General features: G+C 59.6%; 22 protein-coding genes and 1 tRNA gene. 10 read left to right on the top strand and 13 right to left on the bottom strand.

What is annotated here, in order from left to right; translation table 11 throughout:
* The first annotated feature begins 42 nt into the window (after nt 1-42).
* Nucleotides 43-711 carry an HAD family hydrolase gene (locus tag V8P77_RS23390; RefSeq protein ID WP_335914471.1) on the top strand — a complete coding sequence of 223 codons (669 nt, stop codon included), beginning with the start codon at nt 43-45 and terminating at the stop codon, nt 709-711.
* A 98-nt stretch (nt 712-809) separates the two neighbouring features.
* A tRNA-Pro gene (locus V8P77_RS23395) sits at nt 810-886 on the top strand.
* 188 nt (nt 887-1,074) lie between these two features.
* Here the strand turns inward: V8P77_RS23395 and V8P77_RS23400 are convergent.
* Nucleotides 1,075-1,707 (bottom strand): class I SAM-dependent methyltransferase, encoded by a 633-nt coding sequence (locus V8P77_RS23400; protein WP_335914472.1) that lies wholly within the window; start codon nt 1,705-1,707, stop codon nt 1,075-1,077.
* 538 nt (nt 1,708-2,245) lie between these two features.
* Here V8P77_RS23400 and V8P77_RS23405 point away from each other — a divergent pair.
* The gene (locus V8P77_RS23405) at nt 2,246-2,467 is read left to right on the top strand and encodes a hypothetical protein (protein ID WP_028741416.1); all 222 of its coding nucleotides are present in this window, start codon (nt 2,246-2,248) and stop codon (nt 2,465-2,467) included.
* Between the two features lie 5 nt (nt 2,468-2,472).
* On the opposite strand, the gene V8P77_RS23410 is transcribed toward V8P77_RS23405, so the two are convergent.
* Nucleotides 2,473-2,706 carry a DUF982 domain-containing protein gene (locus V8P77_RS23410; protein WP_335914548.1) on the bottom strand — a complete coding sequence of 78 codons (234 nt, stop codon included), beginning with the start codon at nt 2,704-2,706 and terminating at the stop codon, nt 2,473-2,475.
* 195 nt (nt 2,707-2,901) lie between these two features.
* Between V8P77_RS23410 and V8P77_RS23415 the strand changes: the two genes are divergently transcribed.
* Nucleotides 2,902-3,114, top strand: coding sequence for a hypothetical protein (locus tag V8P77_RS23415; protein WP_029872887.1), 213 nt, complete (start codon nt 2,902-2,904; stop codon nt 3,112-3,114).
* 3 nt (nt 3,115-3,117) lie between these two features.
* On the opposite strand, the gene V8P77_RS23420 is transcribed toward V8P77_RS23415, so the two are convergent.
* From V8P77_RS23420 to V8P77_RS23435, 4 genes are all read right to left on the bottom strand, one after another.
* Entirely contained in the window at nt 3,118-3,267 is a 150-nt protein-coding gene (locus tag V8P77_RS23420; protein ID WP_012756918.1) for a hypothetical protein, read from the bottom strand.
* Between the two features lie 75 nt (nt 3,268-3,342).
* A complete protein-coding gene (locus V8P77_RS23425) occupies nt 3,343-3,636 on the bottom strand; it encodes a helix-turn-helix domain-containing protein (protein ID WP_335914473.1) in 294 nt (97 codons plus the stop codon).
* 73 nt (nt 3,637-3,709) lie between these two features.
* Entirely contained in the window at nt 3,710-4,891 is a 1,182-nt protein-coding gene (locus V8P77_RS23430; protein WP_335914474.1) for an ROK family transcriptional regulator, read from the bottom strand.
* Nucleotides 4,892-5,427: 536 nt separating this feature from the next.
* On the bottom strand, nt 5,428-6,042 hold the full coding sequence (locus V8P77_RS23435) for a GNAT family N-acetyltransferase (RefSeq protein WP_335914475.1): 615 nt from the start codon (nt 6,040-6,042) through the stop codon (nt 5,428-5,430).
* 176 nt (nt 6,043-6,218) lie between these two features.
* Between V8P77_RS23435 and V8P77_RS23440 the strand changes: the two genes are divergently transcribed.
* From V8P77_RS23440 to V8P77_RS23450, 3 genes are all read left to right on the top strand, one after another.
* The gene (locus tag V8P77_RS23440; RefSeq protein ID WP_335914549.1) at nt 6,219-7,556 is read left to right on the top strand and encodes an extracellular solute-binding protein; all 1,338 of its coding nucleotides are present in this window, start codon (nt 6,219-6,221) and stop codon (nt 7,554-7,556) included.
* Nucleotides 7,557-7,682: 126 nt separating this feature from the next.
* A complete protein-coding gene (locus tag V8P77_RS23445; RefSeq protein WP_335914550.1) occupies nt 7,683-8,576 on the top strand; it encodes a carbohydrate ABC transporter permease in 894 nt (297 codons plus the stop codon).
* A complete protein-coding gene (locus V8P77_RS23450; protein WP_335914476.1) occupies nt 8,576-9,409 on the top strand; it encodes a carbohydrate ABC transporter permease in 834 nt (277 codons plus the stop codon). Before V8P77_RS23445 ends, V8P77_RS23450 begins: the two co-directional genes overlap by 1 nt.
* 27 nt (nt 9,410-9,436) lie before the next feature.
* Here V8P77_RS23450 and V8P77_RS23455 read toward each other — a convergent pair whose 3' ends face one another.
* The 4 genes from V8P77_RS23455 to V8P77_RS23470 are packed head-to-tail and all read right to left on the bottom strand — an operon-like array spanning nt 9,437 to nt 14,043.
* A complete protein-coding gene (locus tag V8P77_RS23455; RefSeq protein ID WP_335914477.1) occupies nt 9,437-10,681 on the bottom strand; it encodes an O-antigen ligase family protein in 1,245 nt (414 codons plus the stop codon).
* Entirely contained in the window at nt 10,678-12,240 is a 1,563-nt protein-coding gene (locus tag V8P77_RS23460) for an undecaprenyl-phosphate glucose phosphotransferase (RefSeq protein WP_335914478.1), read from the bottom strand. Before V8P77_RS23460 ends, V8P77_RS23455 begins: the two co-directional genes overlap by 4 nt.
* Nucleotides 12,241-12,294: 54 nt before the next feature.
* A complete protein-coding gene (locus V8P77_RS23465) occupies nt 12,295-13,464 on the bottom strand; it encodes a glycosyltransferase family 4 protein (protein ID WP_335914479.1) in 1,170 nt (389 codons plus the stop codon).
* Nucleotides 13,465-13,467: 3 nt separating this feature from the next.
* Complete coding sequence (locus V8P77_RS23470; RefSeq protein ID WP_020049461.1) at nt 13,468-14,043, bottom strand: polysaccharide biosynthesis/export family protein; 576 nt, start codon at nt 14,041-14,043, stop codon at nt 13,468-13,470.
* 182 nt (nt 14,044-14,225) lie between these two features.
* Here V8P77_RS23470 and V8P77_RS23475 point away from each other — a divergent pair, with 182 nt between their 5' ends.
* The gene (locus V8P77_RS23475; protein ID WP_335914480.1) at nt 14,226-16,406 is read left to right on the top strand and encodes a GumC family protein; all 2,181 of its coding nucleotides are present in this window, start codon (nt 14,226-14,228) and stop codon (nt 16,404-16,406) included.
* A gap of 4 nt (nt 16,407-16,410) precedes the next feature.
* Here the strand turns inward: V8P77_RS23475 and V8P77_RS23480 are convergent, their stop codons facing one another.
* Together V8P77_RS23480 and V8P77_RS23485 are read right to left on the bottom strand one after the other, a co-directional pair.
* Nucleotides 16,411-17,649 carry a GNAT family N-acetyltransferase gene (locus V8P77_RS23480; RefSeq protein ID WP_335914481.1) on the bottom strand — a complete coding sequence of 413 codons (1,239 nt, stop codon included), beginning with the start codon at nt 17,647-17,649 and terminating at the stop codon, nt 16,411-16,413.
* Between the two features lie 218 nt (nt 17,650-17,867).
* Nucleotides 17,868-18,077, bottom strand: a complete 210-nt coding sequence (locus tag V8P77_RS23485) for a DUF2842 domain-containing protein (protein ID WP_335914482.1) — start codon at nt 18,075-18,077, stop codon at nt 17,868-17,870.
* Between the two features lie 114 nt (nt 18,078-18,191).
* Here V8P77_RS23485 and V8P77_RS23490 point away from each other — a divergent pair, with 114 nt between their 5' ends.
* Nucleotides 18,192-19,295: a COX15/CtaA family protein gene (locus V8P77_RS23490; RefSeq protein ID WP_335914483.1), complete on the top strand. Its 1,104-nt coding sequence runs from the start codon at nt 18,192-18,194 to the stop codon at nt 19,293-19,295.
* A gap of 329 nt (nt 19,296-19,624) precedes the next feature.
* Nucleotides 19,625-20,797 carry an endonuclease/exonuclease/phosphatase family protein gene (locus tag V8P77_RS23495; RefSeq protein WP_335914484.1) on the top strand — a complete coding sequence of 391 codons (1,173 nt, stop codon included), beginning with the start codon at nt 19,625-19,627 and terminating at the stop codon, nt 20,795-20,797.
* On the opposite strand, the gene V8P77_RS23500 is transcribed toward V8P77_RS23495, so the two are convergent.
* Nucleotides 20,794-21,585 (bottom strand): sulfite exporter TauE/SafE family protein, encoded by a 792-nt coding sequence (locus V8P77_RS23500; protein WP_335914485.1) that lies wholly within the window; start codon nt 21,583-21,585, stop codon nt 20,794-20,796. The two genes, V8P77_RS23495 and V8P77_RS23500, sit on opposite strands and share 4 nt — an antisense overlap.
* Between the last annotated feature and the right edge of the window lie 8 nt (nt 21,586-21,593).

Consider the following 21,593-nt stretch of genomic DNA (forward strand, 5'->3'; position numbering starts at 1 on the left):
TGCGCAAGGCCGCCCCGGCCTCATGCTTGCAAGGAAACGCCCGTGCCCGCTCTCCATGACATCCTCGACAGATCCTACGACGCCTTCCTCTTCGATATGGACGGAACGCTGTTGAATTCCATTGCCGTCGTCGAACGCGTCTGGAGTGAATGGGCAAGACACCACGGCTTCGAGCCGGAGGTCTTCCTGAAGACGATCCACGGCATCCGCGCCTCCGACGTGATCCGCGGGCTCGGCCTGCCCGGCGTCGATCCCGCCCATGAGGCGGATCTGCTGCTCGCCGAGGAAATGGAGGATGTCTCCGGCATCGTCGAGATCCCCGGCGCCCTCCGCTTCCTCAATGCCATCGCCGATGGCAGATGGGCAATCGTCACTTCGGCGCCGATCGAACTCGCCAGGCGCCGCATGGCCGCCGCCGGCATCCCGATGCCGAAGGTCATCGTCAGCGGCCAGGAGGTCAAATCAGGCAAGCCCAGCCCCGAAGGTTATCTGCTCGGCGCAAGCCGCCTCGGCGTCGATCCGAAAAAATGCCTGGTCTTCGAAGATGCGGTCGCCGGTATCCTCGCCGGCGAGGCAGCGGGCGCCGACGTCACCGTCGTCACCGAAACGCACGCCACGCCCTTCGAAACGCCGCATTTTTCGATCGCCAACTACCAGGCATGGCAGCCTCGTCAAACCGCCGAAGGCCGGCTGAAGCTCGCGGCGATCTGACCATTCGCGCAAACCGCCTCCTTTTTCTTGGAGGCAAGGTTTTTCCGCTTGCATTGCACGCGCTGAAAAACTAAACGAAGCAAGCCGTTTCGGCAGGTCGGGGCGTAGCGCAGCCCGGTAGCGCACTTGACTGGGGGTCAAGGGGTCGCTGGTTCGAGTCCAGTCGCCCCGACCATTTATCCCCTTGAAATCCCAGTCATAATGTCAGTTTTCTTCGTCCCGCTGGCGGCGGAAATCGGAACGAGGCATTGGCAGAAATGCTAAAACGGGAGCCGAACGTCCCGAACGAAAATGTCATTTGTTCATGTTGCAGGTGAGCTGTAGCGCCAACCATTACAAAGGGCGGTCTGCCTTTGACCGCCGTCAGTGCGGTTTCTGAGCGATCGCGATCATCGACTTCGCCAGAAGCGGAATCCTCCCGACATATTCGAAGTCGACGTCTTCGAAGCCTGTTTCAAGCAGGAGGGTGCTGAGCGTTCCGGGAGACCAGAATTTGATATGGCCATGGTCCTTCAGAGGCATGAAATGGTCATCCATCTTTCCGCTGACGGCCAATGCCAGATTTTTCCAGTAGCCATGAAAAGGCGTCGACATAACGGCGATGCCGCCTGGCTTCACCAGATCATACATGGTGGCCGAGAAAGCCTTAGGATCATAGACATGCTCCACTACCTCGAGGCTTATCACCGCATCGAAGGTCCCATACCGGCTGGAAAGATCTTCGTATCCGGAACCGATTTCCAGCGGAAGATCGGGGTGGGCCGTTCTCGCTTTCGCGATGCCGTCCTGGGAGGGATCGACACCGACGACGTCATAGCCTTTTTCCGCAAGCACGGCGGCAGCACCGCCGGTGCCGCAACCGAGGTCGAAGACCGCTGTTTCTTTTGCCTCCTGGAAACTGTTCTCGAGAACATCGACAACGGTCGGCAGTATATAGGAATGGGCGGTCGCCGGCTTGGCGTGGACATAGGTAGTAGCGTCCAGTTCGATAGACATTTTACCTCCTGAAAACCTGAAGAAGTGAGCTGCCAATGGTACGGCGGACTTTGACGGGAGTGTGGTGTCGTTGTGGTATTAAGGTGATTAACGCCGAAGGCGTTCGCGGCGGCTAGGCGTCGCCCGCCGATTGGCTGTACAGACTGCGCGAGACATCCTCCAGCACGGCCCACGCTCGCTATGCCGGATCCCGAAGCTGATTGACAGGGTGCACTGAAGATGCTGAAAACGGGCCGCTTTCAGGTTTGCCGCATTCTCGTGGTTCAAAGGGCCGCTGCATCCGGCTCCGCTCCTTTCGACCATTTAGACTAAATAACGCGATGAAATACCCTTTGAAGGTGCATCGCAAATAAATCCTTTAGTTCTTTTTGGTACTACCTCAGTTGCGAGCGGTGGTATTTGTTGCCTTTTGTTAAGGTTATACCCAGTTTGGAAGTTAATACCCCAATTTTGGATTGAAAAAAACCTGAAGCCTCTTCGCATTCTCGTGAATATGTGTAAATTAACATTGTCCCTGTCACAGATAGCCTAGTCGAGCATGGCGGATATGAAACACAATCTAACTTGCAGGCAGAGCCTCGCCAGCGCGTTCCAGGCTCTGTCGGACGAGGCCGTCAAAGCCGGTTGGTCGGAAGGCGATGTCGCCCTCGCGCTTGCAGAACTCGCCGAGGAGCGGGTGATCGAGGTTACCGCCAAGGTGATCATGGAAGGCTCCGTCCATCCTCAGCTCATCGCTGCCGGCGGTGGACGCAACCGCTAACGATCTTACACCAGCAATCCCGCCGCTTTCGCTGCCGTGATGAAGGAAGCCTGTGCTGCGCGCGGGCTGCGTATTCCGTCGAGCGCATCCAGGCAGTGCTGGCGCGCAACGCGATAATCGCGCCCACGCTTGCTCGGCCACCGCTTCAGATATTCGACGGCCTCCCAGACGGTCGAAACGATCAGGCTGCTGTTTGCAGAAACGACCCGGACGGGGGAGGGAAAGCGTTTTTCACTCACGTCTGCACTCACTGATTCCTGCGACCAACGCGGCCGAACGCGCGGGATAAAATTTTGTTCCATAATTTTGTTCCATAGAAATTTGCGTAGTTGCTAAAGTTCGGACCCTCGCGCATAATGACTTTATGGTCGGTTGCGGAGGGCGGCCGGCGATGCAAGCGTGGATGCGTTTGCCCTCGGAGGAAATGCGGCGTGATGTTACGATCCTCAATTCATCCGCATGATTTACCGCTATTTTCGGAAGATCTCGATCTGCTCTCGCAGGTCCTCGACAAGGTCTGCGACGAACGCGGCCTCGCCAGGACGACGCCGGAGGCCGAGCGGATCGGGGCGGTCATCATTCAGCTCTACAGGCAAGGCGTGAAGGACGGCGGCAAACTCGCCGACCTTGCAAAAACCTATCTATAAAGATCAGTTCTGCTCGATCGAGACACCGTTCTTGCCGATGCTCATCTCGATGCCTTGCGGCTTACTTTCCTCGTGGAAGATATAGGCGCCGAGGCCGATGACGGCGACGACAAGAACGCCGATGATGACGTAGAGACCATTGCTGCGGTTCAAGAGACTGCCCCCGATATGATATAGGCCCCAATATGTTATGGGACAGCGAAACGCCCGGGCGAGCGATTGGTTCCGTCAGTCGTCGTTGGCGGCGTTGAGGTTTTCCGGCCGGATGCCGTCATCGCTGGAGGTGCGTGCGCGCAACCGGATGCCGGGGCCACCTTCATCCTGATTGCCGCTCGACAGGAAGATGATGCCGTTCGCCTCGAGTGTGCTGCGCACATCGAACAGCGCGTGCGGCTCGCCCGCGAATTCACCGTTTTCCAGCGCCGCCACAGTCTCGACCGGCAGGCCGCTGGCGGCGGCGAGCTCTTCGATGCTCATTCCAATCATGGCGCGCGCGCCGCGTATCTGCGTTGCTGTTATCATGGCGGAAAATCTAGCGCATTTCCAGCGCTTCTCAAGTGGCGACACTGCACGTTGGCCCTGCGGCATGCGCTCTTCAAACTTCCCTCAATTTGACACCAAATAGATCGTCATGCATGCGCTCGACCGCGATCCCCATTCCTCCCATCAGGGCGGCGCGGTTCCCAAAGCGACTGATCTCGATGCGCGGCGGATAAGGCGTACAACGCGGCAGGAAACCGCGGATGGCGTTTACGAGTTCCGGTCTTGCGCCGATGCTGCCGCCGGTGATCACCAGTTCAGGATCGAGAGCCGCTCCGATTGCAGCGATAGCGACTGCGACCAGCCTTGCCGTCTCTTCGATGGCAGCCGCGGCGCTTGTTTCTCCTGCATTAAACGCGGCGAAAAGATCGGCCACGGTGGATGCGTTACGCCCGCCGAAACCGACGTAGCGGCGCAACATCGCGGCACTGCCGACCGCACTCTCAAAGGTTCCAAGCGTAAATCCGCCAGGATCAAAAGCATCTCCGCCGATCGGAAGGTAGGCGATTTCGCCGGCCGCCCCACGCGCGCCGCGCAACAGAGTTCCGTTGGCGATGATGCCCATGCCGACGCCCGTTCCGAGAGCAACGAAAGCAAAATTGCTGGTTTCGATACCGTGTCCCCGCCATCTCTCCCCTTGCGCGGCCAGGTTGACGTCATTTTCAACGATCACGGGTATAGCCATTCTGTCGCTGAAGACTTGCCGCAGATTTATGGCGTCGATGCCGGGGATGCTTGGCGCTACGTTGATATGCCCGGTGGCCGGATCGAGCACGCCGGGACTGCCTAGAACGACGAGACGGAGTTTGTCGGCAGTCGTTCCGGCCGCAAACGCGAGTTCTACGATAAGATCGCTGAACTGATTGACGAGATGCATTCCGCCGCGCGGGTCGGTGGATACTTTGGTTTCAGCAACCACGTTCCCCAACAGATCGCAAATAGCCGCAGCAATCTTGGTGCTCCCGAGGTCGATAGAGACGGCCAGTCCCGCCCTGGCATTGATTTCATAGGTGATCGCATTCCGGCCCGGGCGACCGTCAGTCTGCCCGACTGGTTTCAGCCATCCGTCATCCTCAAGGTCGCGCACGACATCGGAAATCGTCTGCTTTGACAAGCCTGTTAGCTTGGCAATATCTGCGCGAGAGATCGACCCGTTCGCGAACACGGTTCGGATGACGGCATTGGTTGAAATTTTTCGTGCGATCGGGGTCTGTGCGACAGAAGATATCATTGCCATCCGGCTAGATCAGTCCAATTAGTTCGGAGCGCATACTTAATGGCCGCGATATTAAGTCACAACTATCGCGACTAACCGGAATTCAATACATCGAACCAGGCAATTTGTCTATGTCCTTGACAAATGGGAGGCCAGCTGTAGGCTTGAATTAACGTGCGATGAAATAAAGAGGGTCGATGAGAAGTATGTGCCATACCTATCGTCCGGTTAGCCGTGCGCCTGCCAAGATCGCCCAAAGAGGAACTGGCCTGGCCTTGACCGGCTATTTCCTTTTTCGCGTCCCGCGGACTCCTTAAACCCCGGCTGCCGAGGATTTGCTCATGATGAAGCCCTCGACTGATGGACAGCTTTTCGCCGAGCAGCCTGTTTTACTGCCAATAGTATCACGCCTTCATGCGGACGTTCATCCGGATGGGCACACTGATCTCGCCTTGTGGGGAGCAGGCAGTTTCGGGCGTGTGAGATTTTCTCCAATCGAGGGTGTTTATACCCGGGAGACAGGGCCTTTCCGTGGCTCGGAGAAACCAGGAAATGCTTCAACCCGATCCCTCGTCGATCCGCATTGCGAAGGCGACGGAGCCATCCTGCTCGAATTCGGAAAAGCCGAGGCGACGGTAGAAACCCCTGGCGCGTTCGTTGTTTGGGTCGACCCCGAGATGCACGGCTCCGACCCCGTGGTTTCGAAGCGCTTGAAGCTCCGTGGCGATCATCCTGCGCCCCCAACCGCTTGCCTGAAGTCCGGGAAGGATGTTGATGTGGAGATGCGCGGGGTACTGGTCTTGAAGCCACGCCGTTCCGCTGCGCGGATTTTGAATCCGTTCCATCACGTCGGCGTCGCGCGGACGGGTGGGTGCCAGTCCCGCAATCTGCTGGCGGACGAACGGCCACCAGTTTGTCTGCAAGTCTCTGTCGAACCTGCTGGTGTCCGGCACCCCTACGACATAGCCGGCCGGCCGGCCGTCCTGAACGAGAACAAAGGCAAAGTCCTTGGCGAATTTGAGGTAGGGTACCGACCAGATGTAGCCGGGCAGATGCGGGTCGCTATAAAGCGCGCTGGCATCCTCACCGCAATTGGCGGTTTTCAGGCAGATGTCGAAAAGGGCGTCGATATCCGCTTCAATCGCGGCGCGGATGAAACAGCTGGTGCCCATCACTTTGCCACCTCCTGCGTGGCGCTTTGTCATTTTAGGTCGCGAGAGGAGCCGATGCATTGACGATTACCTCAGATTCGCCAGCCAGGCAAAGCTCTGGGGGAAGAAAACGTTCGGCCGCTGCCTGGCGCAAGGCCTGAACGGGAGTGGAGAATAAACCAGATGAGGTGGAGCAGATGAAAAGAACCGTGAAATCGATCAGCATACTGCCGGCATACCGATTGAAAGCAGCTGTCGCGCTTGCTGGCGCGGCGCTTTTGAGTTTTAGCCTTTCGACAGCCGCGCGCGCCGATGACCTGGCTGTGTGGGATGACCAAACCTATGAAGGTCAGAGTGCGGTCATAGAGCAGCTCAACAAGGAGTTCGAAGCTGCGCATCCCGGCGTCACGATCAAACGCACCGCCCGCACCTTTGATGACATGAAGTTGACGCTGAAGCTCGCGGTTTCGGCAGGGGATGGCCCTGTCATCACGAAAGTCAATCAGGGTGCCGGCGACATGGGGGCGATGGTCAAGGAAGGATTGCTCCTGCCGGTCGACGACTACATCAAAAACTATGGCTGGGATAAGCGCCAGTCTGATTCCGTGCTTGCTCGAGACCGCTGGGAAGATGGAAAATTTGGGGTCGGTAAGACCTACGGCATATCAGGCCTCGGCGAGATCGTTGGCCTCTACTACAATAAAAAGATCCTCGGCGATGCGGGAGTAGCGCTGCCGCAAACCTTCGAGGAGCTGTTGGCCGGTCTTGATAAGCTGAAGGAAAAGGGCGTTGCGCCCTTCATGATGGGCTCGGCAAAGCAGCATCTGGCCCTGCACATGATCGGCGCCATCGAGCAGGCGCATATCGACGCGAGCAATCGTGCCGAGCTTGACGATCTGATTTACGGCCGGGGCGGCTCCTGGAACACCAAGGGGAACATCGAATCCGCCAAACTCGTACAGCAATGGGCACAGGGCGGTTATTTTTTCCCCGGTTTCGAAGGCATCTCGGGTGACGACGCCGTCCAGCTTTTCATTTCCGGGCAGGGCGCGTTCCTGATCTCCGGGACCTGGTATTTCGGTGACATGCAACACAATCCGGATATCGGTTTCATGGCAATTCCTGCCCCGAAAGGTATTTCCAAGCCCATGAGTGTCGGGGGCGTGGATCTTGCCTGGGCGATAACGAGCCTTGCCAAAACGAAGCCGACACAGGACCTAGCCGGCGCATACATCGATTACATGGTCTCGGAAAAAGCTGCTGAAACCTGGGCCAATGCCGGCTATCTTCCGGCAACGTCGCTCGCGGCTGACGCAAAGCCAAAGCTCACGCCGCTCCTCACCTCCGGCATCGAAATGTGGAAGACACTCAACGCAAACGACGCTCTCGGCCATTACCCCGATTGGTCGAGCCCAACGATGCTGAAGACAATAGACGACAACACGCCGCTTCTTCTGTCCGGCAATATCACGCCCGAAGCCTTTGTCGATGCTATGGACAAGGATTATCAGGCGTACCTGAAGGATAAGAAATAAAGATTGCGGGCGCTGGTCACGGCCGTCCCCTGCGGTCGTGACCTCAGTCTCGTCGATCCAAATAGATTGAGCGCTGCGATCGGCTCGCTGCGCGATGACCACAGCTTTGGCCTTATGGAGTACTGGATGAAACGCTCCGCACTTGATGGCTCGCAACAGACCAATTTTATCTATTTATTGCCTGGTTTGCTGTTCTACGCGGCTTTTGTCTTTGGACCGATCGTCGCGGCTTTGGGTTTGAGCCTGACCAGCTGGGACGGCTTGAGCATGCCCAAGTGGATTGGTCTCGGCAATTACGTCGATCTCTTTTCTGACAGCCGTTTTTATATTGCCTTGCGCAACAATGCCGAGCTCATGATCTTCTACTGCGTCCTGCCGCTCGTGCTCGGCATAACTCTTGCCGCTTGCGTCTGGAATCTGAAGCAGCGCGAACAACTTGCGCTCCGAACCTTCCTGTTCCTGCCTTATATCATGCCGACTGCCGTGTTGGGCATCATCTGGGCATGGCTCTACAATCCTGCATTTGGCCCTTTCAATCAGTTTCTGAGAGCAGTGGGCTTAGGCGCCTTGGCACTCCCGTGGCTCGGAGATTTCAATTTTGTGCTTCCCGCGGTCGGGATCGTTGCTACCTGGTATTTCTTCGGTTTTTGCATGGTCATCTTCCTGACCGGAATTCAGCGCATCGACCCGTCTCTTTTCGACGCTGCCAAGGTCGATGGCGCTTCGGCGCGAAAAACCTTTTTCTGGATAACACTGCCGCTTCTCTTGCCTGAAATAAGGGTGGTTTTGCTCCTGACGGTCATAGCGTCAATCAAAAGCTTCGACCTGATTTTTACAATGACCAGGGGCGGACCCGCCAACGCGACGCTCGTGCCGAACATCTACATGTATCAGCTCGGCTTCGAGCTTAATCGGTTCGGCGCCGCAGCGGCCATCGCCATTGTCGGCGCGGTCCTCACATTCGTCATCAACTATGCAATTCACCGATTTGTGGGATCGCAGAACAAAGGACGGGCTTGATGAGCCGTTGGTCTAAAATCTCGGCCGGTACGCTATTTCTTCGCCTTGTTCTCTGGCTTCTTGCTTTCGTAACGATAACGCCGTTCCTGCTTCTGCTTCTGACCTCGATAAAGAGCAAGGCCGACGTTCTGCAGGGTGCATTCGCGCTGCCGGCATATCCGCATTTCGAAAATTACGTCGATGCTTGGAATGCCGGACATTTCAACATTTACTTCTGGAATTCGATCATCGTTGTCATACCCGTCGTTGCTGCAAGCGTCTTTTTGGGCCTGCTGACTGGTTTTGCCTTCGCCTACCTGTCGTTTCCGTTCCGGCGCACGCTGTTCGCCATCCTGACGCTCGGCATGATGGTGCCCGCGGAAGCCTTCATCATCCCGCTTTATTACGAAATGCGGTATCTGGGGTTGATCAATACCTATGCGGCTCTGATTTTGCCGCAGATCGCGATGTCGATACCGTTCTCGACGATCTTCCTCGCCAGCGCGATGCAGCAACTGCCGGAAGAAGTTCTCGAAGCGGCGGTTCTCGATGGCGCCGGACGCTTTCATATCCTGCGCAAGATCGTCGTCCCGCTCATGGTGCCGGCAATGTCGACACTGGCGCTGTTCCTGTTCATATGGACCTGGAACGAGTTTCTGATACCGTTCATCCTGGTCAACGACGACGACTATCGGACGCTGCCCCTCGGCATGCTGTTTTTCCAAGGGCGTTATACCGTCAACACGCCGGTTCTGACCGCCGGCGCGGTGATTGTCATTTTCCCGCTCATCGTGACTTATCTCATTTTCCAGCGGCGGTTTATTGCTGGCTTGACGGCAGGAGCGACGAAATAGACAGCCGATGCGGTCGGCGGCAAGACCTCACGCCGCCTCGTGGCGTCTTCGTTCGCGCTTGTGGCGCACTTCCAGCGCCGCACAGCCCCAGACCGTGCCAAGCAGCAGATAGACATGGCGCCAGTGGTCGATATCGATGACGTTGCCGATTGTCGCATGGCCGAGAACCGAGATCCAGGCGATCATCAGGAAGGGCTGCCACGGTCGGTCGAGCAGCAGGTTTCTGAAACCGAGAGCCAGCGTCCAGAGAAGCATGCCGACGTAGCTGACGAAACCGAGCCAGCCATAGGAGGTGAGCGATTTTAGCCAGATATTGTGCTCGTCCTCGGGAAACATCGTGCCGAACACCAGCGGGCCGATGCCGAGCGGACGCTCCATCATCATGGTGAAGCCGATCCGGTGGCGCTCGAAGCGGCCGAGATGTTCGCCGTCATATTGCTGTACCAGCTGGGCGCGCGCCGAAAACAGTTCGGCGACCTTCGGGATCTGCAGCGCCACCAGCAGCGACGCGATCAGCATGATGATCGCCGCCAGCGACAGGACCAGGACTCTCAAGCGAAAGGCGCCGCTGCGCTCTTTCAGCAGCATGATGAAGATCAACAGCACCACGCCGAGCGCGAAGAGCCCCCAGGCGGCGCGGGAAAAGGAGAGGAAAATGCCGAGCGCAAGCACGAGCAGGGCGGCAGCCTTCAGCGGCGATTTCTTCAGGTCGCCGACCAGGATACCGTGGACGAGATAGAGCGATGGCGGCACCAGGAAGGGGCCGAAAACATTTGGATCCTGGAAGGCGCCCTTGGCACGGTCGTAGAGCGTGAAGATTTCCGCGCCCGGGAAGGCGTGGAAATAGCCGAGTATGCCGAGCGCGGAGGTGGCAACGGCGGCGAAGGTCCAGGCATTGAAGATCAGCGGCAGCCGCTTGTGGCTGTCCTCGATGATTGCCGCGTAGAAGACCGCCGTCAGCGCCAGGAAGGTCGACACCGCGATATACATCGGCGCCGTTGCCAGGTCCTTCATCTGCGTCAGCGACAGCATGCCGCCGATATTGAAGGTCAGCAGCAGGGCAAGCAGCGGCGCCACGCTGCGCGAAATCCTGAGGCCCAGGATGAACCAGAGGCCGATCAGCCCCGCCATCCAGAGTTCATAAGGTGCCGGCTCGTCGATCACGAAACCGGAAAGGAAGACGCCGAAGGCGACGAAGGCCGAGCCGATCAGGCGCAGCGTCATCCGCTGCGGTTGGGCGACAGGGGGATGTGTCGCCTCGATCGCGCTCAATAGGCGTTTTCCGTGTTGAGCAGTCGGATCGGCGTCAGGAACAGGATCTTGAGATCGAACCAGAGCGACCAGTTCTCGATGTAGTAGAGGTCGTAGGCCGTGCGGAACTTGATCTTCTCGTCATTGTCGACTTCGCCGCGCCAGCCGTTGATCTGCGCCCAGCCGGTGACGCCGGGCTTGACGCGGTGGCGGGCGAAATAACCCTCGACGACATCGGCGAAGGCGCGATCGCGCGCCTGGGCGAGAACGGCATGCGGGCGTGGGCCGACCAGCGAGAGCTCGCCCCTCAAAACGTTGAAAAGCTGCGGCAATTCGTCGATCGAGGTCTTGCGGATGAAGCGGCCGACGCGGGTGACGCGCGGATCGCCCTTGGTCACCGCGGCCTTGCCGGTGGGGTCGGCCATGGTGGTGTACATCGAGCGGAACTTGAAGACGTTGATGATTTCGTTGTTGAAGCCGTGGCGCTTCTGCATGAAGAAGACCGGGCCTTCGGAGGTCGCCTTGATGGCGATCGCGGTCGCGATCATCAGCGGCCAGAGCAGCGCGAGCGCAACCACAGTGAAGAAGATGTCGAAGCCGCGCTTGGCGACGGAATCCCAGTCGCGGATCGGCTTCTTGAAAATATCGAGCATCGGCACCGAGCCGACATGGGAATAGGCGCGCGGCCGGAAGCGCAGCCGGTTGGCATGCGCGGCAAGGCGGATATCGACCGGCAGAACCCAGAGCTTCTTCAAAAGGTCGTAGATACGGGCCTCGGCCGACAGCGGCAGGGCGATGATCAGCATGTCGATGCGCGTCAGCCGCACGAATTCGACGAGTTCGGCCACGGTGCCGAGCTTCGGATAACCGGCGACCATGATCGGCGAGCGTTTCTCGCCGCGGTCGTCGAATATGCCGCAGATGCGGATGTCGTTGTCGGCCTGCTGTTCGAGGATGCGGATCAGGTCCTTGGCCGGCTCGCCGCCGCCGACGATGACGGCGCGGCGTTCCATGATGCCGTTGCGCGCCCAATTGCGGATGCCGTAGGCGACGAGGAAACGCTCGGCCGCAAGGAAGAGCGCGCCTGCGACGAACCACGGGATATAGGCATCGACCATCGCCAATGTTGTGCCGCGAATGAGCGCGAACAGGCCGACGGTCAGGAGAAGCGCGATCGTCCAGGAGGCGAGGATGCGTGGCATCAGCCGCAGCTTCGCCCGGAGGGCGGGAATGGTGTAGGTGTCGGCAAGCTGCAGGCCGATAACGGTCAGGGCCGAAGCGATCGCCGCCATGCCCGCCCGCATCGAGGTGGAATCGCTGCCGTCACCGGGCCAGAAATAGTGGGAGATCAGGGCGATCGCGAAGAGCGCCAGGAATTCCAGCAGCCGCAATTGCCCGATGATGATCGCAGGCGAATTGGTTCCGTCGCGGAACTGTTCGGCGATCTGCCGGGCATAGGGGTTGATTTCGGTCGGGTCGGAGGACTTCTCCTGACCCGCGCCGCCGCGCGCCTCGACATCGGAGACCTGCTTGCGCAGTGCGTCCACGTCGAATTGATCGCCTTTTTCCAGCTTGTTCATGGGGCTTTTCGCTCGTTGTCACCAAGCGAATACCAGAAAGCCCCTAAGAAATATTTACGAGGTGACGGGCATTGCTTGGCCGGCAGTGGGATTGACGAGCTCATGGTACAGTTTCAGGACATCACGTGCCATGACGGCGGAGGAGAACACCGCCTTCACCGCCTCGGGCTTCGGCATCGTCCTGGCGTGCCAGTCTGGCGTACTCAGCGTTTCCGCCATGACGCGGGCGAGATCGTCGGAATTGCCGGGCTCCACCAAAGCTGCGCTGTCGGCGCCGAGCACCTCAGGAATGCCGCCGACACGGCTTGCGATGATCGTCTTGCCGGCGCCGAGCCCCTCGAGCACGATATAGGGCATGGCTTCGGCGCGCGAGGGAACGACGAGGTTCTGTGCCATGGAGAAGGCTTCGTGGACCCGCATGGCCGGCAGCATGCCGATGCGTTTGCCAAGGCCGCGTTCGACCATCATCTCACGGTAGCGGTCGCGATCCGGCCCGTCGCCGATCATCAGCGCCGACAGCGGCCTGCCGAGCAGCCGTTCGGTCTTGGCGAAGGCATCGACAAACAGATCGGGACCCTTGAGGTCCCGGAGCATTCCCACATAGATGAAATGCACGGCATCCGAGCGGGTCGGGATCGGCTCGAAATCGCGCTCGCCGATGCCGTTGTAGATCAGTCTCGTCTTCGTCCTCGGTCGCCCGACCTTGCGCGCATAGGTGTCGCGCTCGTACTCGCAGATGAAGACCAGCGCATCGGTGAAATATTCCTGCAGGCGCTCCATCCGGAGGACGAACTGTCCGCTGAGGGAGGAGCGCGAATAATGCAGGCTTCCGCCATGCGCGGTATAGAGGCGGGCTACGCGATACCTGTTCACCCGCAACACTGAGCCGGCAAGTCGCGCGAGCACGCCGCCTTTGGCGCCGTGTCCGTGCAGCACATCCGGCCGCAAACTTTTGATTTTCTTGTATGTATCCCACATCGTCGCGATATCGGACGGGCTGATCGAGCGCCGGATCGGCACGCGCGTCAGGCCGAGCGAGAGATAGGGACGGATATCGTCGAACAGGCTGTCCTCGTACTCGCCGCCGGTCGAGCTGTCGCAGAGGATACCGATTTCATGGCCGGCCTTGCTGTGTTCCTCGACGAGATCGCGGACATGGCGGAAAATTCCGCCGACCGGCGACCTGAAGCAATGAAGGATGCGGAGCGGCTGCTGTTTTGCCATCGCTCAGAAAAGCCGTTCGCGAACGTAGATCGTGTCACCTGCGATGATCGGCCCCGATATGTTGATGCGGCCGGTCAGCACCTGTCCATTGATCTTGCGGGTGACATCGACCATGCGCTGGTTGGCGCGGCTGGTGAAACCGCCGGCAACAGCGATGGCATTCTGCACCGTCATGCCGGGAACATAGGCATACTGGCCGGGCTGGCCGACTTCACCCATGATGAAGACCGAACGGTAGCGATCGACATCGATGGTGACGTCGGGATCGCGAAGATAGCCCTGCTGCAGTTTCTGGGCGATCTGTCCCGAGAGTTGCTGCAGGGTTCGGCCGCGGGCAGGGACCTGGCCGATGAGCGGGAAGGCGACATAGCCGGCTTGATCCACCGTATAGGTATTGGTCAGGCTCTGCTGGTCGAAGACGGTAATGCGCAGCCGATCGCCGCTGTCCAGCGTATAGGGCTGGATGGTGGCCTCGTTGAAGGCCTTCGGCGCCGGCTTGTACGTCGTGCAGCCGCTCAGTGCTGCCGTCATGGCTGCAAGGCTCAGGGCCAAAAGGATCTTGGGCTGGACGACAGACATCCGCTAGTGCTCACAAAATGAACTCGGTGCAGCCGTTATCGATCCGTTAGGGTTAATGCCCGGTAAAGGGCGCTTGCAATTTCCCGGTATCCTTCATCGCTCATCGCTCGGCGAAATTGCCATTAACCGTTGAGTTACCATGGTCGTTTACGCTTACGGCACCTTTGTTGTGGAGTAAGAGCATGTCCGGCGTAGCTCGTGATCAGGATGTGGACATCGACCTCGGCCAGTTGGTCCGTGCGGTCTGGGCGCGCCGTCTGCGGATTTTGGCAATCACCCTCGTGGGGGCGGGCGTCGCCTTTGCCGGCGCCAAAATCATGTCGCCGCAATATCGTAGCGAAACGCGCATCCTCATCGAACCCCGTGCGCCGGCCTTTGCCAGCACGCAGCAAACCAATGACGTCAGCGCCGGACCGCTGATGGATGAACTGAACATCGCCAGCCAGGTGCAGCTTCTGCAATCGGCGGATCTCCTCAAGAAGGTCATCAACGATCTGAAACTTTATAACCGGCCGGAATTCGACGATGCTGCCAGCGGCTCGGCCATGAGCAGTATCCTGGTGAAGCTGCACCTGAAGAAGAACCCGCTGGAGAACCCGCCGGAGGAGCGCGTCATTGACGCCTTCGTCGAACGCCTGCAGGTCTATCAGGTGCCGGGTTCACGTGTCATCGGCATCACATTCACTTCCAAGGATCCGAAGCTCGCCGCCGCCATCCCGAACGCCATGGCGAATGTCTATCTTTCGACCCAGAGCGGCGCCAAGCTCGATTCCAATTCCGAGGCGACCCGCTGGCTGGAGCCGGAGATCGAAGGCCTGCGCCAGAAGGTCAGCGAAGCCGAGAAGAAGGTCGCCGAATACCGCACGTCGCACGGGCTGCTGCAAACGAATGGCACGACTACTTTTCCGGCCCAGCAATTGAACGATATCTCCGCCGAGCTGACCCGCGTGCGGGGCGACAAGGCCAATGCCGAGGCGAGGGCGCAGGCGGTGCGCAATGCGCTGTCTTCGGGCGAAGCCTCCGATACGCTGCCAGACATCATGTCCTCACAGGCAATCCAGAGGCTGAAAGGGACCGAGTCCGGCCTGCAGTCACAGGTCTCCGACCTGCAGACCAGCCTTCTCAACAACCATCCGCGGCTGAAAAGCCTGCGCGCTCAGCTCTCCGATATCCGCACGCAGATCCGCCAGGAGACGCAGAAGATCCTGGCGAGCATCGAAAACGAATCCAAGGTTGCTGATCTGAGGGCGAGCGAGCTGGAGCGCCAGTCCGAGACTGTGCAGGCCAACAGTGCCCGCGCCGGTGAGGACGAGGTCGGTCTCAATGCGCTGGAGCGCGAGGCGAACGCCCAGCGCCAACTGCTCGAAACCTATCTGGTGCGCTACCGCGAGGCCGCCTCCCGCGCCGACAGCAATTCGAGCCCCGCCGATGCCCGGATCGTTTCCAGGGCCGTCGAGCCGGTCGATCCTTATTTCCCGAAGGTGGTGCCGATCGTCGTCGTCGCTGCCGTCGCGACGCTGATCATGAGCGCCATCGTCATCATGCTGGCCGAACTCTTCAGTGGCCGGGCACTCCGACCGACAGATGCGGCTTCAGAGACAATCGAGGCAGAAGCAGTCGTCGAGGAGAAACATGTGCCGCAGGCCGCTCCGATTGCCGCTGCCGCCGGAAAACCCGTTCAGCCGAGCATGCTCGCCGTGGTCGCGGACGAAGAGGATACGATCGCGCACGTGAAGGCTGCCGATGAGGCGCCAGAGGACGAACCGGAGGACGACAATGAATTCTCCGTCGCCTCAGTTGCGGATTATCTCACCGGCAGCCGCGCGCCGCTGGCAATCGCCATATCTCCGACTGGCGACAACGGCTCGGCGGCGACGGTTTCGCTGGCCCGCATGCTCGCCGATGCCGGCCACCGCGTCATCCTGATCGATATGACCGGCTCCGGCTACCCCACGGAACTGATGGCCGAGGATCCGGCCGCCCTTGGCGTCACCGATCTGCTTTGCGGCGAGGCCGCCTTCGGCGACACGATCCACGGCGACCGCCTTTCCGATGCCCATCTCATTCCCCAGGGCCAGAGCGACGTGCGCCGCGCCATGCGCGGTGTCGACCGGTTGTCGCTGCTGCTCGATGCGCTCGCCGCCGCCTATGATCTCGTGGTGGTCGAATGCGGTTCGGCCGATGTCGCCGGCGTCTCGCGGCTGACGCGCAGCCGGGACGTCGAGATCATCCTCTCGCTGCCTGAGGTCGAGGAGACCATTTTCGTTGCACTGATGACGGAATTCCAGGCTGCCGGCTATGAGCGCGTCGTGCTGATGTCGGGCGGCGAAGGGGCCGAGCAGGCATTCGGCCGGGCCGCTTGAACGGTCAGCCGATCCGTGCCCGGATGCCCTGGGCGAATTTATAGAGCTTCGGGCGCGCCTTGATGTGCGCCTTGCCGTGGGTGACGATCCGGTGGGCGGCGCCGGCGACGACGCCGAACGGCGATACCGGCAGCACCACGTCGTAATGCGCGGTCTCGACCGGCGCCCAGGAACGCTTGTAGGTCTGGTCGCCGAGGCCGAAATCGAACAGCGCGACACCCTTGCCATGCAATCCCGAGATGGTCTGCCAATAGAGAAATTCGCCGGGGCTCGTATCCGGTACGAGCTCTTCATCGATCGCGCCGAACTGGCAGATGATATGATCGCCCTTGCGCGAAATCCCTGAAATCGCGGCGATCTTACCCTCATGCTCGCCCTTGAGCCGGAGCATATGCATCTGCAGCCCGAAGTACTGCCTGGTGTCGTCCTGCTTGTCGATGAGGCCGTGCAGGAAGGTCTGCGTTTCCCTGTCGGCAAAGACGTCGGGCAGGCCGAGGCTGGCGAAGCGGGCGCTTTTCAGGCGGAAGAAGATATCGAGCAGGCCGTGTTGTTCTGCCGATGTCTCGGGAATGACGTATTCGAAGCCGCCGGCCGCCTCGAAGCGCTTCGACTGAACACGGAATTTCTTGCGCCGGTTCTTGGCGTTGAGCTGCTTCAGCGTGTCCTCGAAAGCGGGAAGGAACGGCAGCTGATAAGCGTGATTCTGGTTCTGCACCATCGGCAGCCCGGCGAGCGGGCTCTCTCGACCGCGCCATTCCAGCGGAATGTTCTGCAGCAGCAGCAGATCGGCGCGGCCCTTCAGCGCATGCCGGAGCTGGCCGGCGAACTCATGGGGGGCGATGGTCCTGCCGGCTTCGGCAAAGCTCTCTGCGAACAGGCCGGTATTGATATTACTGTGATCTGCGGCAATGAATTTCGCCATCCTGAGCCCGCGGGACTTGACGATCTCGACCGGCAGAATGAAGACGGTCTGACCCGCATGAGTGGCTTTGAGGATCGCAAGCGGCCGCTGGAAGGCGCTCACCCAGGCGGCGCACCAGTCGTAGCTCTGATGCAGGGACTGGAGGTTGTCGCGCTCCAGCGCCCGCCAGTCATCCTCCAGCGGCTGCATCGCGTCGAAGACTTCGATGTCGAGTTGGGCCATGGCGAGTTTCATGCTCAGCTGGCGCAGGCGCGAAATGGCCGTATCGGCCAGCGCCACGTCGGACGGCTGTTCATGGACATCGAGCTGTTGCGTCTGCACGGTTTTCTCCGGTCAAGAATGCTGAACGGGAAGGTAGGTATGCCAGACGTATATTTGGTTTAACCGCAGGCGATGGGCGAGGTTTTCCGCGGATCACGGTTATTCGGCCGTTAATGGCCCTAAAGCATGTCGCGCAAAACTGTGCAGCGGTTTTGCGACAACGACATGCGTAAAAGACCTAAAGCGCGACAAGCGAATCTGAAAGATCGCGACGCGCTTTAGCGCTGCGGCGGACCGGCCATCCATTTGATGATCACCATCGCCGGCAATACCCAGATCAGGCCGGTGAGCAGGAAATAGAGCAGATGTCCCCACCAGGGCGCGTTGCCGAGCGTCGCCACCGCGATCGTATTGGCCACCAGCGCATAGACGACCACGAGCACGATGATGAGGATCGTGCCGATGAATTTGCGGAGGCGGACGGGCATCGGTTATCTCTCGGCATGGAGGGGCGAACCGGCGCGACGGCATGCCGCAAAGGTTCGGGGCTTGTTTTGCATGAGCCGGTGGGGCAAATCAACTGCCGGATAGAAGGAGACATCATGGCCGTCGCAAACCCGACCACGGAGCAGCCGATCCTGAGCGAAATGCGCAAGCAGAATCGCGACCGCCGCGCCTTGCGCTTGTGGCTCGGCATCGTGCTTTTGGCGCTCTTCTGTCTCGTGCTCGTCGGTGGCGCCACGCGGCTGACCAATTCCGGCCTGTCGATCACCGAGTGGAAGCCGATCCACGGCGTCATCCCACCGCTGTCGGCCGCCGAATGGGAGGAGGAATTCCGCCTCTACCAGCGCATTCCCGAATTTCAGCAGCTGAACAGTTCCATGACCGTCGATGAGTTCAAGGGCATCTTCTGGTGGGAATGGGCGCACCGACTGATCGCGCGTGCCATAGGCGTGATCTTCGCGCTGCCGCTCATCTATTTCTGGCTGACGGGGCGGATCGAGAAGCGTCTGCGCTGGCCGCTCGTCGGCATCCTGGCGCTCGGCGGCCTGCAGGGGTTTATCGGTTGGTGGATGGTGTCCTCGGGCCTTTCCGTCCGCACCGACGTCAGCCAGTACAGGCTGGCGACGCATCTCGTCATGGCCTGCCTGATCTTTGCCGGCTGCATGTGGATCATGCGCGGTCTCTCCAGACATTCCGACGATCCGGCGCCGACAAGAACCTTGCGCGGCTTTGCCGCAGCGATCGCCATCTTCTCACTGTTCCAGATCTATCTCGGCGCGCTGGTGGCGGGGCTTGATGCCGGTTTCTCCTACAATACCTGGCCGCTGATGGACGGCGCTGTCATCCCTTCCGATCTGCTGATCCAGCAGCCCTTCTGGATCAATGCCTTCGAGAACCCGAAGACGGTGCAGTTCATTCACCGCATCGGCGCCTATACGCTGTTCGCATTGACGCTGATCAACATGGTGATCGCCCTTCGCGCAGCACCTTGGACCACCCATGCACGCCGCGCCATCCTGCTTTTCCTGCTGGTGACACTGCAGGCGGCAATCGGCATAGCGACGCTGCTGATGCAGGTGCCGCTTCACTGGGGCCTGCTGCATCAGGCCGGTGCGCTTGTGGTTTTCGGTTTCGCCGTCGCCAACTGGCGCGGCTTTTACGGCGAATATCCGCACGGGACGATGATCGCCGAGCGCGATTGAAACTGACCCTCAACGTGACACGCCGGCGTGCCTGCGATTTCATGTTGCAGCCGCTCGAAGGTGATGGGGCTGTAGGGCTCGAGAGGCTTAGATGAAGAACAGGTAGCGAAGCGCGTGCGCGAAATAGAATAAAAGCGTGAGGACGATCGTGCCGCCATAAAGCCGATACCGACAGCCACTGAGATTATTCGTTCCTCTCCAAGCAGATCAAGCGCACAGATGGAAGGCGTTCACGACCAAGAGGGCAATTGCTGACTTAAACGTGTAGTATTGCATAGATATATACGATTGGATTAGGTTCGGTGAACGACGACAGCGTGGAGGGGGCGATGTCTAATAATTATGCCGGAATGCGTAGGGCATTGGAGGGAGAACCGAAGGGAACGATAGAGCGCTGCGCGCAACGCCTTCTCGAGATTCGAAAGACGCTTGCACCATTGCGCGCCCAGAAGAAAGACAGCTCACTGCTGCTGGCGACCTGGAACATCCGCGATTTCGATTCCAATAAATTTGGCTTCGGCCCTCGTCTGCCGGAGACCTTTTATTATATCGCTGAGATGATCGCCTGCTTCGATCTGGTGGCGATTCAGGAGGTCAACCGCGACCTTTCGGCCCTGGAAAAGGTGATGAAGATTCTCGGCCGGGAATGGGATTATATCGCAACGGATACGACGGCCGGCTCCGGCGGCAATTCCGAACGCATGGCCTTCGTCTACAACACTGAGAAGGTCTGGTTCCGCAAGATAGCCGGCGAAGTCGTGCTGCCGGAAGGTCATCTCGTCGTTTCGAGCAAGAAGGTGAAGGCGCCGAAAGGCCAGCCTGATGTCGAGCCGAAGACTGTCGAGATGGAGCAGCAATTCGCCCGCAGCCCGTTTCTCGTGGCATTCCAGTCCGGCTGGTTCCGTTTCAGCCTCTGCACGGTGCATATCTACTACGGTGCGGATTCGGGCGAGCAGTTGAAACGGCGGATCGGGGAAATCAAGCAGCTCGTCGAATTTTTCGCCGACCGGCAAGATGAAGCCAGCAGTCAGGAACTCGACCTCAGCGGCGCTGTTGAAAACTATATCCTGCTTGGCGATTTCAACGTCGTCAGCCCCGAACATGAGACAATGAAGGCCCTGAAGAGCCACGGCTTCGTGGTTCCGGCGGAGATCGACGGCAAGAAGGTGCGCAAGCTGGGCGACCATTTCTACGACCAGATCGCCGTACGCGTGAAGGACAAGCGCTTCAAGGTGATTACCGGCGGGCTAATCGACCTTTATGCCGACGTCTTCCGCTCCACCGACGAGGATAGGGCGCTCTATGCTGGATTCCTTCCGAAGAGCGATCCGGAAGCTGATCCGAAATTCAAGGCAAAGACGCCTGAGGCGCTCTACGAGAAATGGCGGACATGGCAGATGTCGGATCATGCCCCGCTATGGCTGGAGATCGATACCGATTTCACCGAGAATTATCTTCAGACGATTGCAGCTGGCGCGCATCCCGGACCGAAGCCGGCCTAACGCAACACTCCATCGAGCAGCGGCATGCCGATGATCGCAGAGGCGGCGATCAGGACATAGCAGGCGATGCGGAAGGTTCGTTCCTCGGCAAGCCCGAACAGTTTCGAGCCGCCGTAGAGCCCGACCACATAACTCGGCAGGATGACGACGGTGAGCGCAAAGACGGCAGGCACGAACAGTCCGCCGATATAATAGCTGATGGCGCTGAAGACGGACGAGATCGAGAAATAGAGCACGACATTCGCCCTGACACGGGTGAAGTCGCTCTTGCCGCCGAGCCAGTAGGCGATGACCGGCGGCCCGCCGAGCTGCGCAGCGCCGCTGAAAAGGCCGGCAATTAGACCGACGCCGCTGCTGAGTGGCGCCGAAGGTGCGCCGTGGTAACGCCATCCCGATACGAGAAGCGCGAGCAAGGAGATGGCGATGATCGTGATGCTCCAGCGCAGCAGCATCGGGTCGAGCAGCGCCAGCATCGCCGTGCCGGCCGGCACGCCGAGCGCGGCACCCGCCGCCATGACGAAAACCTCGCGCCGGTTGGCGCCGCGCCAGGCCGGTGGGATCATCCCGAGTGTGGCAATGCCGTCGATGACGAGCAGGATCGGCGAGATCAGCTTCGGCCCGACGATCGCGCCGCCGAGCGGAATGAAGATCAATGCGGCGCCGAAACCCGAAAAGCCGCGGGCAAGCCCTGCGATGAAGGCAAATGCCATCAGCGCATAGATGCCATGATCGGGCAAGGCGGCGGCAAACCATGCGCCGACGCCAGCGATAAGCGCATCCAACGTCATGACATCGG

The sequence above is a fragment of the Rhizobium aouanii genome (genome assembly GCF_037002925.1).
Lineage (GTDB): Bacteria > Pseudomonadota > Alphaproteobacteria > Rhizobiales > Rhizobiaceae > Rhizobium > Rhizobium aouanii.